This is a genomic window from Parabacteroides goldsteinii DSM 19448 = WAL 12034 (genome assembly GCF_000969835.1).
Taxonomy (GTDB): Bacteria; Bacteroidota; Bacteroidia; order Bacteroidales; family Tannerellaceae; genus Parabacteroides; species Parabacteroides goldsteinii.
This window is the reverse complement of sequence record NZ_KQ033912.1, coordinates 1,134,216-1,151,110: the sequence shown is the minus strand read 5'-3', so window position 1 is coordinate 1,151,110 and position 16,895 is coordinate 1,134,216. Positions and strand designations below refer to the sequence as shown.

Below are 16,895 nucleotides of genomic sequence, written 5' to 3'. Positions count from 1 at the left end.
ATACATTTTTTCACAGTTTCATCCCTTCAGCCGGATACTTTGAAAAACACTCCATTCGTAGCTGACTGAAAGCTGAAAGCAATAGCATGCAATAACATAGAGAGGTGGAGCCAACTAACAAACGGATTCATGCTATATTCAATTTAACTCAGAAAACAGTTGTATTTGATTTCAAATACTTAAGTATTTAGTTACAAATACAATTGTATTTGAATCCGGAAATAATAGTGTTTTTTCTACTATCCTTTGCTCTGATATGGGCGTGCTTATATTTTATTCATGTAATACTCATTTTTTCGTTTTTTCAGCTAGGGTAAATTGAGAAAAAGTTGTTCTTCTTCAGATTCATATAATTAAAAAATCTGTTATGAAAAGAAGAATAGCCTTTTGTCTTTTACTGTTAGTCTGTGTACTTGTTTATTTTAAAGTTCTTCAAGCCGATTTCCTTTATTATTGGGATGATCAGGTTATCGTAATGAATCAGTATACTGTCGGAGGTTGGAGTTGGAATAATCTGTGGCATATTTGTACTGATTTCCATGCAGGACAGTATGCTCCTGTCATGGAGATGAATTTCCTCACGTTATATACTTTCTTCGGTTATAATCCTTTTTGGTTTCATTTGGCGAATCTGTGTTGGCATTTAGGGGGTGTTTGTCTGACCGGACTGTTTATTGTAGAGTTATTAAAAACACATGGCTGTTTTTCAAATAAAGAGATTCATCTGATTGCCTTTTTGACTGCGTTTATTTTTTCTATTCATCCGTTTAATGTAGAGTCTGTAGCATGGGTCAGTGCTGTGAAGATTTTGATATATAGTTTTTTCTATTTATTGGCTGCCATTTGCTATCTACGGTATATTAAAACGATGAAGGAAAAGGATTATCTGCTGACTCTTTTTTTATTTGCCGTTTCGTTTCTGGCGAAGGAGCAGGCTGTTACACTTCCTTTGTTATTGATACTCATAGACTGGTTTTGCCATCGGAATTTGAAAGAAAAGGCATTATGGGTTGAGAAACTCCCATTTTTCATATTGTCTTTGTTTTTTGGAATAATTACGATCCTCTCTCAGGCTGGGGGAGGAGATGCTCCTGTTTTTCCATTCGGACAACGTATTGTTTTGGCCTGTTATACACTCATTGAATATTTAACAAAGTCGTTATTCCCCATCGGGTTAAATTATTTATATCCGTTTCCGATTCTTCCCGAAGAGAGTTTACCTGTAAGGTTTTGGATTTATCCATTGTTGGTGATCTGTATAATTTCCTGGTTATGGGTTAATAGGAAAAATAAGTTATTACTTTTTGGTGCATGTTTCTTTGTCATTCACCTATTGGTTGCTTTAAATATTATTTCCACATCCAGACAAGCCATAGTGGCAGACCGGTATTCTTACATGAGTAATATTGGAATAATCTTTTTAGTTGTGGTCATGCTCGTCCGGTTAAAAAGTAAATGGGGGAATACGTATAAATGGAAGGGGGCACTTGTCGCTTTCTTGATGTATAGTTTCTATTTGGGAGGATATACATATATCTACTCAACACGCTGGGAAAATACAGAGACTGTTAAGCTGCATATCAATGAGTTGTTGAAAGAGAGAGAAACAGAAGAGAAAAATCAGGCTCAGTCAGAATCGGTTGAGTCGAATTATTAATATAAATATTTTACATTATGAAAAAGAAAAACATTATTTCTTTAGCTGGTGTGGTAGCTCTGTTAATGGGGCTGGGTTTGAATCTTGAATACGCACTGGATGATTATGGATTAAAGAGTAACTCATTGAATTTATTTGTGTTGGCACAAGCTAGTAATTCGGGAGGAGATCAATCTTATGGGCATCAGCAATCAACGACTGCCCACTGTGGGAAAACAACAACAACGGTTACAACTACGACTTCCGGAAATTCTTCTTCTGTAGGTGGAGGTGTTTCCGCAGGGATGGGAGGTGCTTCTGCTGGAGTTTCAGGAACTACAGGTAGTTCTAGTGGAAATACGACAACAACTACTGTAACAACAACAGAAGAGTATGATGCCGAAAAGCTATATTGTGAAGATGCTACTAACATGGTAGAAGTCTGTGTAAACTTTAATCCTTGTAGATAATAGAGATTATCTTGGACAAGTGTTTTTTGAGTTGATAATTAGCTTAAAAAATACTTGTCCGATGTAATTTGAATATGAATTATTATATTTATAATATGAATTGAACATGAAAAGAAATATCTTATTATTTTTATTTACTTTAATTGTGATTTTTTTATCTTGTAGGAAAAATTCCCCCAATTTTTCTGATAAAAAGGAGGAGATTTCTCTTTTAAGAAATATAGAAAATCCAATAGAAGTTCATATTGATTTGAACAATGATTGCTTGCCTTTTGATAGCTTGATGAATAAAGTAAACTATGTAAAGTTGGAAACTACAGGTGATAATCTTATAGGAGAAATTTCTCAACTTTTGTTTGTAGATGACAAAATCATAATAGTAGATGCTGGACAATCTAAAACAATTACAGTTTATAATGAAAAAGGCCATTATCTATATAAAATAGGAGCCTTTGGACAAGGACCAATGGAGTATGGAGCGTTGAATCATGTAGCTTTTACTCCGGGGAAAGAAATGCTTGTCATAACAGATTTGAAGAGTGGACGTCTAAAATATTATAGTATAGATGGGCATTATGTGAAATCGGTGAAATTACCTTATTGGTTTAGTCGTTGTGAGTTTATAACTGATAATTTGATTGCTGGTTTTTGGTCAGGAGGGACTGTTATACCAGGGGAAAATAAGAATTATAAGCCACTTTTGGTAGTTACAGACTTATTGGGAAATATTTCTTCTTCGGCGTTTCAGAGTTATTATAGGAAGGAATATACGAGTACAATTTTCGAACCGATTCGAAAATTCGAGGATCGTGTACTGTACAATAATCCAAATACAGATTCTATTTATCTATTGACCTCCAATAGTATTGAGTTAGCTTATCATCTGAATATAAAAGGAGCTAAACCAATGATAATAAATGAAGATATAACAAATGATCTATTGAGAGAGCATCGTCGGAATAACCCATTTTTCAATGGTGATTTTATCGAATTAAAGGATGGTGCTATATTTCATATTTTTGAATCAGGATTTCCTGGTTATCGTTTTGGTATTTATTCTAATGCTAAACAGCGTACTTTTTGTTGTAATGACATTCGTTATAGTCCTTTTTTCTGTTTTTTTGATGCTCCTAAAGCTCGCTATGGTGATAATACGGTAGTTGTAGATACTCGTTCGGATATTGTTCTTGCTTATAAAGATGAACTATACAAGCTTGGAAAGAAAGAGGAAATAGATGAGTTTTATAAAGATTTGACAGAGGATAGTAATCCTGTCCTATTTTTTTATGAATTAAAATTTTAGTTTTATGTATAAAGTGAAAGTAATAATTGCCATTTTGCTTTTGGTTGATATATTGTTGAGTGTAATATGTTTGAACCTGTTCAAAGATAAAGCTTCGTTGACTGCCGAAAAACAATCTGTAAAGGATGATAGATTAATAGAAGTACTGGAAAATAATTTTAAAATAGGTGTTTATAATGATAATTCTATTTTAGATACAACTACTGTGGTTTATGATTTGAATAAGAATGAAGTTGGTCTGTCTGAAATTTTAACAGATAAGCCTTGTTTGATTATTCGATTTGCGGAAACAAATTGTGAAGAATGTGTTCGCTTTCTGCTGATTAAAGTAATGAGATTGTATAATAGTGATCTTTTCAACAAAAGAATTCTGTTATTCGCTTCTTATCCAAATCGGCAAGCACTTAAAATATTGGTAGATCGTTTGAATATTAAATATCCAGTTTATCTAGTCGATAAACTGCCGATATCCTGTGAGCGGATAAATTTTCCTTATTGCTTTATGTTGGATAGTACAATGCGGACAAGTCATGTTTTTGTCCCAGACAAATATGAACCTCAGATTGCAAATACTTATTTCGAACTAATAGAAAATAGATATTTTAAATAGAAGTTGTATCAAATAACTATATAACAGATGAATAAAATTATATTAGGAATGACTTTGGTCTCTATTTCTTTTTGGTCATGTCATAAATCTTTTCAGAAACTTCAGGAAAAGATTGATAACTCTGTTCCAATAGCTTCTATGATAAGTCACCAGAAGTTTGTAGAGGTGAATATTGACTTAAATAAGGATTGCTTACCATTCGATAGTTTAATGACTAAAGTCAACTATGTGAAGTTGGAAACTACAGGTGATAATCTAGTTGGAGGTATTTCTCAAATTTTGTTTGTTGATGACAAAATTATTATAGTAGATGCTGAGAAATCTAAAACAATAACAGTCTATGATGGGAAGGGCCATTTTTTATATAAAATAGGTACATTGGTACAAGGACTAATGGAGTATGGATCGTTGGATCATGTCGCTTTCACCCCGGGGAAAGAAATGCTTGTCATAACAGATTTGAAGAGTGGATGTCTAAAATATTATAGTATAGGTGGAATCTACGTAAAATCAGTAAAACTTCCTTACTGGTTCAGTGAGAGTGAGTTTTTAACAGATAATTTGATTGCAGGTTTTTGGTCAGGAGGAACAGTTATACCTGGAGAAAATAAAAATTATAAGCCTCTCTTGGTTATCACAGACTTGTTTGGAAATGTATCTAGTTCAGCATTTCAAAGTTATTATAAAAAAGAATATACGAGTACTATATTGGAACCGATTCGACAATTTAATGATCGTGTATTGTACAATAATCCAAATACAGATTCTATCTTTTTGTTGACTCCTAATGGCATTGAGTTAGCTTATCATCTGAATATAAAAGGAGCTAAACCAATGATATTAAATGAAGATATAACAAATGATCTATTGAGAGAACAACGCCGGAATAACCCATTTTTCAATGGAGATTTTATAGAATTGAAGGATGGTGCTATATTTCATATTTTTGAATCAGGATTTCCCGGTTATCGTTTTGGTATTTATTCTAATGCTAAACAGCGTACTTTTTGTTGTGATTGCTTTCGTTATAGTCCTTTTTTTTGCTTTTTTGATGCGCCGAAAGCTCGTTATGGTGATAATACGGTAGTTGTAGATACTCGTTCGGATATTGCTCTTGCTTATAAAGATGAACTATACAAGCTTGGAAAGAAAGAGGAAATAGATGAATTTTACAAAGGCTTGACAGAAGACAGTAATCCGATCTTGTTCTTTTATGAATTAAAATTTTAGTTCTATATTCTCTGAAAATGAAAGAATGAAAAGAATATCTGTTATAGGTCTACTATTTATAATCTTATGTGTATTCTTCAGAGTTTTTGGAGGAGAGATCTGTCTTGTGCCGTCTTCGAGTATGGAGCCTGCAATTCTTATCGGAGATTGGTTGTGGATAGATAAATTGACTTATGGTGCTCGTTTGCCTGTTCGTTGGAGTGATATTCCATTAATAAATGTGTTTACATGGAACAGGACTTTATGGGAAAAAGATAGAGGAACAAATTGGGGGTATCGCAGAATAAAAGGTTTTAGAAGTCCATGCATCTCTGATATCATTGTTTTTAATAGTCCTGAAAGACCTGATATTTTGTTGGTGAAAAGGGTTGCAGGAGTTATTTCTGCCGGAGATACTATTACTTTTAATAGGGAGAATTATTCGAGTTTGAAGAAAATACTTGATAATGAGTATGTCTCTTCCTTTATGAGGAAAAATAACATCTATATAAATGGTAGGGGTGATTCCTGTTACCGGGTAAAGCAGAATTATTATTTTGTGTTAGGGGATAATTCCTCCGAATCTTACGACAGTAGATCGTTTGGTTATATTCCGGAGAGTTCTGTGGTTGGAAAGGTTGACCGTGTGTTGTTTTCGATCGATTGTGATCAGAAGGAATTTTGTAGATTTCGCTTTTTCAGATTGTTTCATCGTTTGCATTGAGATGTTTGCCCGTACTTGACATTACAACAGTCAAGTACGGGAGAGAAGGGCCTTTTGTTCATTACTTATTGTTATCGGTCGATTGATTGACAATCTTTTCCAGTAATTCCTGCATCTTCCCGATAACCGGTTCTTTTTCCAACCCATATTCCGATGCCAAGTGTTCCATTTGAGGGAAAGAAGTCCATACTTTGCCGTTCTTGTCTTCCCAAACAGAAATTTTAAGGGGTAACTCGATGGAGATGGCCGGGTTTTCCTGCATCAACTTTGTTCCTACCTTCGGAGATCCGAAGACAATAACCTGGTTCGGGCGTAAATCTAACCCTACTTCTTCTGCGTTTTTCTGATGATCAAATTTGGCGAATACCGGGATATCCATTTTCTGAAGGATTTGCTCGATCCGTCCCATCGTTTCGTCTACACTGAATTTGCTTGCCTGATTATTCATATTATTTGCTCCTTTTTGTGCCAGCACCACTCCTGCAAACAGGAGCCCTGCCAGAATAGATAAATACTTTCTCATGTTACACCTTTTATTATAGATCATTATTTTACAAAAATAGCGGAATGAGATGCTTTGTAAGATAACAGTTTTGCCTGTTGATTTGTCAATTTTCCGTATTATTTTACTACTTTGGCAGAAAATTTTTGAAATTGCATGCAGTATTCCCGCAGTCATTACATTTATATAATAAACACGCGCGGCGTTGATGGGTGAAGCAGAACTGATAAAGCAGTGTATGCGGGGTGTGAATGCAGCCCGTAAAGAACTCTACGATACTTATGCGGAACAAATGTTAAGCATTTGCTTCCGGTACACAGGAGGTATGGACGTAGCTTACGATCTGTTGCATGACGGATTCTTGAAAGTATTCTCCTCTTGCTCAAGTTTTTCGTATCGCGGAGAAGGGAGTTTGAAAGCGTGGATGAGCCGTATATTTGTAAATACGGCGTTGGAGTACCTTCGGAAAAAGGATGTCCTCAAACAAGTAGTCCCCCTTGATATTATTGCTGAAACAGAAGAAGAGCCTCCGGAGGAGATCGAACAGATCCCGACGTCGGTCCTGATGCAATTCGTCCAGGAGTTACCAACGGGATATCGCACCGTGTTTAACTTATATACATTTGAAGAACGAAGTCATAAAGAGATTGCCGAGCTTCTGCATATAAACGAACGATCATCATCGTCACAACTATGCCGGGCAAAAGCAATGCTGGTAAAGAAAGTAAACGATTACATTCAGAAACAAGCCGGAAGATGAAAATGGAAGATAAATTAATAGAGGAATACCGGAATCGGTCGGTTGAATACCGTCTGCCGTTGCCGGAGGATGGCTGGGAGAGGCTGGAAGCTGCGTTCGCTCCGGCTCCTGCTGAAGTTCGTCGCTTCCCTTATCGTTGGTTGGCGGCAGCAGTGTCTTTTTTGGCAGTTTTAGGTTCTGCTCTTTACTTTATGGGGATAGATAAAGAGATAGAGCCGGTCTTGTCGGATATCGTTCTTCCTGCGGAAAAAGTGGAGAGTCCGTCTGCTCCGGTTGTGCCAGTAGAGCCGATCAAACCGCAACCGGTAGTGAAAAAACTGGCGGCTACAGTGAAAACGGCTGAACCGCAGTTGCCAGACTTGTCGCAGGTAGTATCGGAGGTTTACATGTCTATTTCCGCTTATTTTCATGCGGAGATAGGAGAAGAGCATGCGACGGAAAGTAATTCGTACAATAACCGTTCCGTAGTGGAAAGCGGGCAGTACGAATATGTTCCGGAGAAGAGTTACGAGCCGTTACCGGTGGAACCGGCTCCTTCTGCTAAAGGATGGAGTTTTAGTTTGTATGCCGGGAATATGTTTGACCGCTATTCCTCTGCCACAGGAGGATTGCAGATGTTTAATGCGGCAACCCGTTCGGATGTAAGTGTGAATAATAACCCGGGTTCAGGGACATTTGACGACTACATGAAAGATGTGGCGTCGAATGCTCCTAACTTCGGGGATCCGGCAGACTTTACAATGTTTGAGAAGATTGCCGCTGCGAATTATCAGAAATCGACCGGAACGAAGATGAAGCACAGATATCCTTTGTCTGCCGGCCTTTCGGTTAAGAAGCGGATAAGCGACCGGTTGTCTTTGGAGAGCGGGTTGATTTATACCTTCCTTTCTTCGGAGTTGACCGCCGGTGAAGGTGATTTCTATAAACAGGAACAACGCCTGCATTATCTGGGAATACCTTTGAAGGTGAATTATACGATCTGGAAGAAAGACCGTTTGTCATTCTACGCTTCTGCCGGTGCTATGGCGGAGATGTGTGTGGATGGCAGTCTGAATACGGATTATTATCTGAATAACGTCCGTCAGCGTAAAAGTAAGACAGACCTTGATGTTGATAAAGTACAGTTTTCTGCTTTAGCAGCTCTTGGCGTACAATATGATATAGCAAAACCCGTTAGTATCTATGCCGAACCCGGTATCGCCTATTATTTTGATGATAAGAGTGTGGTTGAGACGATCCGGAAAGAGCAGCCACTCTGTGCATCGGTACAGTTCGGCGTGAGATTTGCTTTTTGATGACTAGGTGATGTTGATTTCCTGTACAGGAAAAAAGATGAGCAGAGTTTCCGACGGGAGGCTCTGCTCTTTCTTTTATATGTGTATATCTAATATTAAGTTACGTTTATTTTTTCATCCAAATAAATTGGAGAATGCAGATGGCAACAGTAAAATAGTCCTGCATAAGATCACATTTCAGTTGTTTTAAAGCGTTGTTGATATGGTATTCAACATTTTTTGTTGAAATTTCCAGTTGATCTGCAATTTCTTTATTTCTAAGACCGCTGTATCGGCTTAGCATAAAAATCTCTCTGGTCCGCATTGGCAATTTTTCTAATGAGATTGCTATTGCCTGGTTCAGTTCCTTTGTAATAAGTATTTCCAGTGAATCATCTTCAAGGACATATATATTGCTCCTTTGATAAACGGTATATTCATTCAGATCATCTATCGGTATTGTATTTAGTTGCAGGCTTTTCAGATAGTTTAGGCATTTATTACGGCTGACAACCATCAGATAAGTGATCAGGCAGGTATTATCATCCAGAATCTTTCTTTGATCCCAAAGGACCAGAAAGGTATCCTGTACAATTTCTTTTGCTGCCTCTTTGTTTATCACATAAATATTGGTAAATGCATATAAACGAGGCCAGTAAGATTTAACTATCTGTTCAAAGGCTTTTTCATTGCCATTCTTTAGTTGCTGTATCAGAAAAGATCGGCCCATAGTCCAATGGAGTTTTATCCATCAGTTCCCGAAGTGGATGGTTTGTATAAAGGAAGCGTGAGAACTGTTGATATATCTGGATCTGAGGCTCTCGACTGCCCACAACTCTGATATAAACAACAGACTCACGCTCTTTATCCTGAATACACAAGTATATAACATACCTGTCAGTGTATAACAAGGAAAAGAACATGAGCGTTTTGTTGTCTATTATCCAGAGTTGTTGAAATTGTCGAGATTTCAGATACAGGATAATATCTTTAAACGCTTATGTTTTGCTAATAAGTTGCATCCGGCAACGCTTTGCCTGTCTGCATATCATTTGCAAATATAAACAGAAGATATGAAATTCTTTAGTTTCTGCTCAATTTATTGCATTTTCGTTTTCATGTGATAAAATAATAAGATCGGATTATCATCTTCCGTAAGACCATCTAATAATAATTCAGCTAACTTTGAATCGCATTTTTGGAGTATATCATTTCTAGCTCCCACAATCTTGCTGGCACTAACCGGAACAACGATTGTATTATCTCCATAATAAAACCAAGGAATATGAAAAAAGCTAAATAGTGGATTTTTGCATTTCCCATTGTTTTCATAGGTTCTATCCTCTGATTTTACATATACTCCCCATGTTAAATAATCGACATTACTCATGTAATGAAAAACAGCGACATCTTTTAAATCAATAAAATGACTATTGAAATAATCGATGTTTCTCATTTGTTCTCTAAAATCGTCATCAGTTGTTGTCTCATCGATATGTAAATGGTTACCCCCTGCTATATTAAATGCATATTTTGCTTTAAAACTATTTTTGTTAACTTCAAATATAGTATCATTGAAAGGAGGATTAAAATAAATATTTGAGCCAAATCGATGAAGGGGATACCCTGTGGAATAGTGGAATTTATTACTATAATAACTTTTGTATTGTGAATAATATACTTTTCCATTCAAATCCGTTATTATAAATGTCGGTTTATCCGGTGTGCCTGGAATTTCATTTCCTGCATCATAATATCCAATCACAAGCTGATCCGTTATAAATTCCATATTAGAGAATGTATAGGGACGATGTTCTGTTTTTGCTAAAGAAGAGCCTGTTAATTGCCCTCCATTGTCATTAAGATAAAAATATTTCAGAGTCATATTCCCTGTATCCATGATTACCACTTGAGAACTATCAGGAGTTAAGGTCACATAGCTTAAAAATGCATATTCGTCCGGGGCTTGTCCCAAGCGTGAAATTTTGTTCAAAAACCGTCCTTGTTTATCATAAACAGTGACTGTCTTTGAGTTTCCTCTGTCCACCGCAATAATATTATCTTTTGTAAATAATAAATAGTTTATATGACCAATCAGGTTCTCATCCGTAGTCTCCAGTTTTACGAAAGAAACACTATCTATCAATTCATCATAGAAATAACCTTTTCCATGAGGATTCAATTTTATTTCTTTTACATTTTCCAGTGATGGAGCAAATATAGATACTTCAGGCTGATCTTTCTCCATAATCACAGATTTATCCTTTTCTCTTTTACAAGAAAACAAAAATAATATCACTATACAAAATAGAACACAATATTTATTCATAACTTTATATATGAGTAATTCAACATTTGCAAAGTTCCGCCGATGGGGTATTTCCATCGGCGGAACTGTTAATTTTTTAATAAAATCCATCACATGGATTATAATTCACACATCTCTCAACCAAATTGCTTCCATCACACCAGTAATGTTCTCCTGTGGTAGTCTTAATTGTAGTAGTACTCCCATAAACCGTTTCAATACTACACTTTATCCCTTCTTTACGTTGATGTCCATAATCGCTTGAACTGGAACTACCTCCTCCTCCAGATTGAGCCAATACCATAATTGGCAAAGAGTTAGTTTCAATACCATAATCAGCTAGTGCATACTGAACATTCATTACTAAACCTAACATTAGAACTATTGCTCCTAATGTTACAAATACTTTTTTCTTTTTCAGAACAATTATTTATTAGTTATTATTGAATGGTTCTCCATGCTTTTTTAAAGGAGAACTGTTTTCTCTATTTTTAATTAGTTTTCTAACATGACTTTTTAATGTATCTGTGTCTTTCCAGTCTTTTGTGTAGGAGAAACAGTAAGTACCTAAATAAATTAGATATAAAGCAAAACAAGCCGAAATAAGTAACCTTTTCCATTTCTCTGATAAGGCTTGAATAAAATGAAAAAAAATCCAAACTGTTAAAAAAGAAGTTCCTATGCATCCTAAATAAAGATAGCGGTCAGCTACTATGGTAAAACGGGATATTGAAATTAGATGTAAGGCTACTGCAACATGTAGAACCAGAAATAAAATGGAAAACATTACAATTTTATTTTTCCTGTAAACAAATAACATTCCAGATCCTGTCAACACTATAATAGGATAAAACCATAAACGTAAAGGAATAGACTCTTCCGGTAATACAGGGAATGGATATATGTATGATAAATTTACAGGTAAAAATGATTTAACCATATATTCGAATGTTGTATAGCAGGCAAATAGAATTCGGTAATCCAACGAATAAATAAGTTCCTCTCCTTCGCTTCCTTGTGAAAGGATTGTTAGAATCCCTCCTAATAAAGACAAAGAGAAAAAAGAGATTTTTTCTACCCATAGTTCTCTATTATGAAAATCTCTGCCGACAAAATAATCTATGAGAAGTAAACAAACCGGTAATGTGACAGCCTGTTCTTTTCCTAAGAACGAACAGATAAAGAAAAACAGAGTTAACAGAAAATATGTGTTTCGTCGATTTTGCACATATTTTAGATAACAAAGTAAAGACAGCAAATAAAAAAACGTATATATTAAAACTTTGGAGGCACTAAGCCATGCTACAGATTCTACATTGACCGGGTGAATTCCCCATAGTAATGCGGTGAAAAAGGCTATAATTCTAATATTATACTCAATGTAGACATTACTCTTACTCAATAGCATAATAAAGAATCGATAAACTAAACAAACATTAGCTAAATGCCAGCATAGACTGGTAAGATGAAAAAATGAAGAATCATAACCAAATAAAGTATGTAACAACAAGTAATTCAATTCATTAAAAGGAGCATATTGGCCATGGTAAAAATCAGTTAGTATATACCATAAATTATTAATATTTATTCCTCCTGTGGTGTAATGATTCATCACAACCCATTGATCATCCCATTGATACAGAAAATTATGGTTTATTACTGGGCAATATACCAATATAACTATTGATATGAGCATCAGATAAGGCCAAACAGTGTCGAATGTAGTGTTTTTTTTCATACAATATTTAAAGTTTACAAGGATTGCTTTTACAAGAGGAACAACTTTTTTGGATTTTACCCTAGCTAAAAAATGAAATATTTTTACTTTTTCATCAAAATAAATTGGAGGATGCAAATGGTTACAATGAAATAGCCTTTCAGAAGATCATTTTAATTAGTTGTAATTCGTAAAGGTCATCTATCGGTGTGAGGGGATTTTAGATAAGGTTGAGGTGTTGATTTTCTATACAGGCAAAAAGAAGAGCAGGACCTCCTGTCGGAAATCCTGCTCTTTTTTACTTTTTACTAACATGTACCCGTTGAGTGGGTGCCATATTGTCGTTGCGGTAGTTGATCTGTTCGACTACGTTTTCTGCCAGTTCGCGGAAAGCTGCTCCGGTGATCGTGTCGGGATTCAAAGCGACAGGTGTTCCGTTGTCGCCTCCTTCGCAGATACTCTGTACGATGGGGATTTGTCCTAACAGGGGAATATTCAGTTCTTCTGCCAGACGTTTGGCTCCTTCTTTTCCGAACAAGTAATATTTGTTCTCTGGAAGTTCGGCAGGAGTGAACCAGGCCATGTTTTCAACTAATCCTAAAACAGGGACATTGATCTTTTCGCCGGTAAACATGCTAATACCTTTGCGGGCATCGGCTAAGGCTACTTCCTGAGGGGTGCTGACAACGATAGCGCCTGTGATAGCCAATGTCTGTACCAGAGTCAGGTGGATGTCGCTTGTTCCCGGCGGCAGGTCGATCAGGAAATAGTCGAGATCGCCCCAGTTGGCGTCGCCGATCAGCTGCTTCAAAGCATTGCTAGCCATAGCTCCGCGCCATAGAACCGCATCTTCTTTGTTTACAAAGAAACCGATCGAGAGTAGCTTTACTCCGTAGTTTTCTGCCGGTTGTATCAATTCGCGGCCGTCTACCTCTTCCATATAGGGACGGGCGTCTTCTACATTAAACATCTTAGGCTGGGAAGGACCAAAGATATCGGCATCCAGCAAACCTACCTTATAGCCGAGTCCTGCCAGGGCTACAGCCAGGTTAGCGGCAACCGTACTTTTACCTACGCCTCCTTTACCGGAAGATACGGCAATGATATTTTTTACCTGCGGAAGCAGTTTGTCCGGTTCGGGGCGTGCTGCCTGACGTGCCAGAACTTCGATGTTTCCTTTGATGTTGACATCTTCGCCGACATAAGTCAGGATAGCTGTCTCGGCTGCTTTTACGACTGATTTGATAAACGGATCGTTGGGTTTCTCGAAAAGGAGGGAGAAGCTCACTTTATTGCCTTCGATCCGTATGTTGTCTTCTACCATGCCCATTTCGACAAGGTCTTTTCCTGTACCCGGATAGCGCACTTTTGCAAGTGCGTCCATGATAAGTTTAGGATATATAGCCATAATATGATTGTATAATTGGTTGTCTTATTTGCCTGAAGCCAGTGCGCTGCGCTTGCTTCGGTTGAAACTGCGGTAAGGATCGAGCTCGATCTCTACGTCCGGTTCTACCAGTTCGTCTCTTTCTTCACACACAAACTTGATGTATTTGATGTTCAGTCCGCGGTCGAGCCATTGTTGTTCGTAATAGGTTTTGATAGACAGAATATCGTCTACCAACCCTGAATGATACAGGTCGTTGTTGCTGAACAGGACTGGATAGTTGTTGGCTTTTACCATTTCACAGGTGTAAGTGTACATAAAGTTACTGTCGGTTTTGAGGTGGATGATGCCATCACCTGACAGTATTTCGCGGTACATCTTCATGAAACGGGTGGAAGTCAGTCGTTTGTTTACCTTTTTCATTTGCGGGTCAGGGAAGGTAAGCCATATCTCGGCTACTTCGCCGGCTGCAAAGAAATGTGAGATCAGTTCGATACTGGTACGCAGGAAAGCTACGTTGGTCATTCCCGAGTCATAGGAATCTTTGGCCCCGGTCCACATACGGGCTCCTTTGATATCTACGCCGATAAAGTTTTTGTCGGGGAACAGGCGTGCCAGTCCCACCGTATATTCACCTTTACCGCAACCCAATTCGAGCACGATCGGGTTGTCATTCTTGAAAAACTCCTTATGCCAGTGTCCTTTCAATTCAAATCCTTTCTCTTGCAGAACGGCAAACGGATACTGGAAAACATGCGGATATCCCGCCATATCGTCAAACTTTGCTAACTTATTTTTTCCCATGCTGCAAAGATAATACTTTATTCAAACAATGCCGATACCGACTTTTCTCTTTCCCGTACGATCCTGTCGAATTCGTCTTCCCGTTCTTTCGGTAACCGGGCTTTTTGTATCCATTCATCACTTCCGTAGACACCGGCTTTTTCGTAATCGAACGGTTTGAACCTGATTTTCCGGATCGCTTTTTGATTCTTGAAATGGAAATCTAAGCGATAAGGATCTTTGAATGCAGGGTCTTGTATGATAGAATGTTTGTCTTTGATGCCTTTCCAGGCTTTCCAGTCGTTGTCCAGGAACTTGGGAGGCATATTGTTACGCAGGTCCCAATAGCAATTGTAGTCCATATCTATGTTTGCTTTGTCCCAGGGACCTGACAGATATACTCCGTGATCCATCAGTATGATATTGGAAGTAAAGCTGAACGACTGATGTTCTTCGACCCGCGTAAATTGCAGTTGCTGATGATGGTTGAAGGCGAAAATATTGTTTCGTATGCTATTCTTTTCTCCGTAATGCTGATGGAAACCTCCGCTTTTACAACCGTATACCAGATTGTTTTCCATAACGACACCGGTACTTCCCTCATCAGTATAAAGTCCCCAGCCGCCATAATCATAAGAATAAATATGATGGATTACATTGTTGTGGATACGGGTTCCGGGAGAGATACCCAATGTGTAAACGGCTCCCATATCGGACAATTCTCCCCAACCGATATGATGAATATTATTGTAAGCGATCTCATTATTAACGGCGTAGCTTTTACCATAGCCCCAGACCCAGCCGACGGAAACTCCTGAATACAATAAGTCGGATATTTCGTTATGGGTAACTTTGTTGTCGGAAGAATTGAAAATGGCGACACCGACCCCGCATGGAAAAACAAATCCGGTTTTCTGTATGATATTGTTATCGACTGTAATCTTTTTGGTGAGAAGGTTCGGATCGGGAGTTTCATATTCTCCGATCTTTACAGCCCCGGCTCCCAGGTCAGTCAGATAAGAATGTTCCAGATTACAGTTCGTACAGGCTTTTCTGAACCATATAGCGTAGTTTCCTGTATGTTTGATTTCACAGTTTTCGAAACGGATATTATCCGCAAAGTCGAGATGGATTGCAGCATCGACAGGTGAAGCGGCCTGGGCCGGATTATTACCGGTCTTCGGCATGACATACCCTGAATGTTCAAAAGAGAGGTTACGGAATGTGACGTTTTTGACCGGATAGCCTTTTTCTCCCTTTATTGTGAGTAGCCTGTTTAAAACCGGGGCATGGGCGATGCTTGTTTCTATGATTTCTCCTTTACGGGGAATATAATATAAGTCGCCGGAAGGTTCCATAAACCATTCCCCTTCGGCCGTCATGGCTTGTTTGTAGTTTTCGAGGATGAAACGGCTTCCTTTTTGTATGGGGTTCCAGGGTTTCATCCCTTGTCCGTTCAGGAAAAAATAACCGGAGTCAGGTATTGCCATGGAGAGATATTTACGGGTATTATCCCATTTATGATAGCACATAACCATTACTTCATTCAACTCTTCCTCCGAGAGACCTTGCAGGGATGCCATATCTTCCGGCTTTGCCTGAATACGTTGTGTGGCATATTCCGGAGAACGCCCTGTCCCTTTATAATGGATGGTCTCATCTGCTTTTTCCACAAAGAACCATCCGGTGTCGGGAGTCCGGGCCCGGGTGGCTCTGTTTCCATTGACGTACAGTTGCTCGATCTTTAATCCATAACGGGCAACTTCATCGACGTGCGTTTTCCACCATCCTTCGGGAGTTTTCTCCCAGGAAGTGAGAGTTATTGCCCCGCTTATTACCGGCTTGTCTTTCCCTTCTCCTTCAATGACAACCGGTACGGAAGGAGATTTATCTATCCGTAATGTTTGGTTCAATGGATAAAAACCGGATTGGATGCGGATATGAACCGTATCCAATCCGGTAGTATTAAGTCCTTGTTTCAGGGCTTCTTCAATTGTCCCATAAGGAGATTCATAAGTCCCTTTTTGAATGCCGGTCGTTCCGGGAGATACATAAATCGTATTCTGTGCAATGATTGCAGATGAACAGACGGATAACAGATATAAGAATAAATGCCTTTTCATATGTAAATAAATTGCGCTCCCTATCTCAAGAGAGCCGTTTAAACCATTAATAAATTGATTTTTTTAGAGTTCAGACAAAACAAAAGAGA

General features: G+C 37.9%; 14 protein-coding genes and 1 pseudogene. 8 read left to right on the top strand and 7 right to left on the bottom strand.

Annotated elements, in window-relative coordinates:
• Positions 1–367 precede the first annotated feature (367 nt).
• The 6 genes from HMPREF1535_RS04505 (at position 368) to lepB (ending at position 5,952) form a co-directional block, all read left to right on the top strand.
• Positions 368–1,657, top strand: a complete 1,290-nt coding sequence (locus HMPREF1535_RS04505) for a hypothetical protein (protein ID WP_046145414.1) — start codon at positions 368–370, stop codon at positions 1,655–1,657.
• Positions 1,658–1,674: 17 nt separating this feature from the next.
• Complete coding sequence (locus tag HMPREF1535_RS04500; protein ID WP_046145413.1) at positions 1,675–2,106, top strand: hypothetical protein; 432 nt, start codon at positions 1,675–1,677, stop codon at positions 2,104–2,106.
• A 106-nt stretch (positions 2,107–2,212) separates the two neighbouring features.
• Positions 2,213–3,409, top strand: a complete 1,197-nt coding sequence (locus tag HMPREF1535_RS04495) for a 6-bladed beta-propeller (RefSeq protein WP_046145412.1) — start codon at positions 2,213–2,215, stop codon at positions 3,407–3,409.
• Between the two features lie 4 nt (positions 3,410–3,413).
• Positions 3,414–4,019, top strand: coding sequence for a hypothetical protein (locus HMPREF1535_RS04490; RefSeq protein WP_046145411.1), 606 nt, complete (start codon positions 3,414–3,416; stop codon positions 4,017–4,019).
• A 27-nt stretch (positions 4,020–4,046) separates the two neighbouring features.
• A complete protein-coding gene (locus HMPREF1535_RS04485; RefSeq protein ID WP_046145410.1) occupies positions 4,047–5,249 on the top strand; it encodes a 6-bladed beta-propeller in 1,203 nt (400 codons plus the stop codon).
• A gap of 25 nt (positions 5,250–5,274) precedes the next feature.
• A complete protein-coding gene (gene lepB / locus HMPREF1535_RS04480; RefSeq protein ID WP_007655091.1) occupies positions 5,275–5,952 on the top strand; it encodes a signal peptidase I in 678 nt (225 codons plus the stop codon).
• A 61-nt stretch (positions 5,953–6,013) separates the two neighbouring features.
• On the opposite strand, the pseudogene HMPREF1535_RS04475 reads toward lepB, so the two are convergent.
• Positions 6,014–6,412: pseudogene (locus HMPREF1535_RS04475) on the bottom strand (DUF302 domain-containing protein); the annotation flags it as partial.
• Between the two features lie 250 nt (positions 6,413–6,662).
• Here HMPREF1535_RS04475 and HMPREF1535_RS04470 point away from each other — a divergent pair.
• Together HMPREF1535_RS04470 and HMPREF1535_RS04465 are read left to right on the top strand one after the other, a co-directional pair.
• Entirely contained in the window at positions 6,663–7,214 is a 552-nt protein-coding gene (locus tag HMPREF1535_RS04470; protein WP_007655089.1) for an RNA polymerase sigma factor, read from the top strand.
• Positions 7,211–8,509 carry an outer membrane beta-barrel protein gene (locus HMPREF1535_RS04465; RefSeq protein ID WP_044214808.1) on the top strand — a complete coding sequence of 433 codons (1,299 nt, stop codon included), beginning with the start codon at positions 7,211–7,213 and terminating at the stop codon, positions 8,507–8,509. The genes HMPREF1535_RS04470 and HMPREF1535_RS04465 overlap by 4 nt, the downstream gene beginning before the upstream one ends.
• Positions 8,510–8,615: 106 nt before the next feature.
• On the opposite strand, the gene HMPREF1535_RS04460 is transcribed toward HMPREF1535_RS04465, so the two are convergent.
• From HMPREF1535_RS04460 to HMPREF1535_RS04430, 6 genes are all read right to left on the bottom strand, one after another.
• Entirely contained in the window at positions 8,616–9,218 is a 603-nt protein-coding gene (locus HMPREF1535_RS04460; RefSeq protein WP_046145409.1) for an RNA polymerase sigma-70 factor, read from the bottom strand.
• Positions 9,219–9,587: 369 nt separating this feature from the next.
• Positions 9,588–10,736 carry a 6-bladed beta-propeller gene (locus tag HMPREF1535_RS04455; RefSeq protein ID WP_232312495.1) on the bottom strand — a complete coding sequence of 383 codons (1,149 nt, stop codon included), beginning with the start codon at positions 10,734–10,736 and terminating at the stop codon, positions 9,588–9,590.
• Positions 10,737–11,229: 493 nt separating this feature from the next.
• Positions 11,230–12,534 (bottom strand): hypothetical protein, encoded by a 1,305-nt coding sequence (locus HMPREF1535_RS04445; protein WP_046146401.1) that lies wholly within the window; start codon positions 12,532–12,534, stop codon positions 11,230–11,232.
• A gap of 277 nt (positions 12,535–12,811) precedes the next feature.
• Positions 12,812–13,921 carry an Mrp/NBP35 family ATP-binding protein gene (locus HMPREF1535_RS04440; RefSeq protein WP_046145408.1) on the bottom strand — a complete coding sequence of 370 codons (1,110 nt, stop codon included), beginning with the start codon at positions 13,919–13,921 and terminating at the stop codon, positions 12,812–12,814.
• 24 nt (positions 13,922–13,945) lie between these two features.
• A complete protein-coding gene (gene trmB, locus HMPREF1535_RS04435; protein ID WP_046145407.1) occupies positions 13,946–14,704 on the bottom strand; it encodes a tRNA (guanosine(46)-N7)-methyltransferase TrmB in 759 nt (252 codons plus the stop codon).
• Positions 14,705–14,721: 17 nt separating this feature from the next.
• Positions 14,722–16,806 carry a right-handed parallel beta-helix repeat-containing protein gene (locus tag HMPREF1535_RS04430; RefSeq protein WP_046145406.1) on the bottom strand — a complete coding sequence of 695 codons (2,085 nt, stop codon included), beginning with the start codon at positions 16,804–16,806 and terminating at the stop codon, positions 14,722–14,724.
• Between the last annotated feature and the right edge of the window lie 89 nt (positions 16,807–16,895).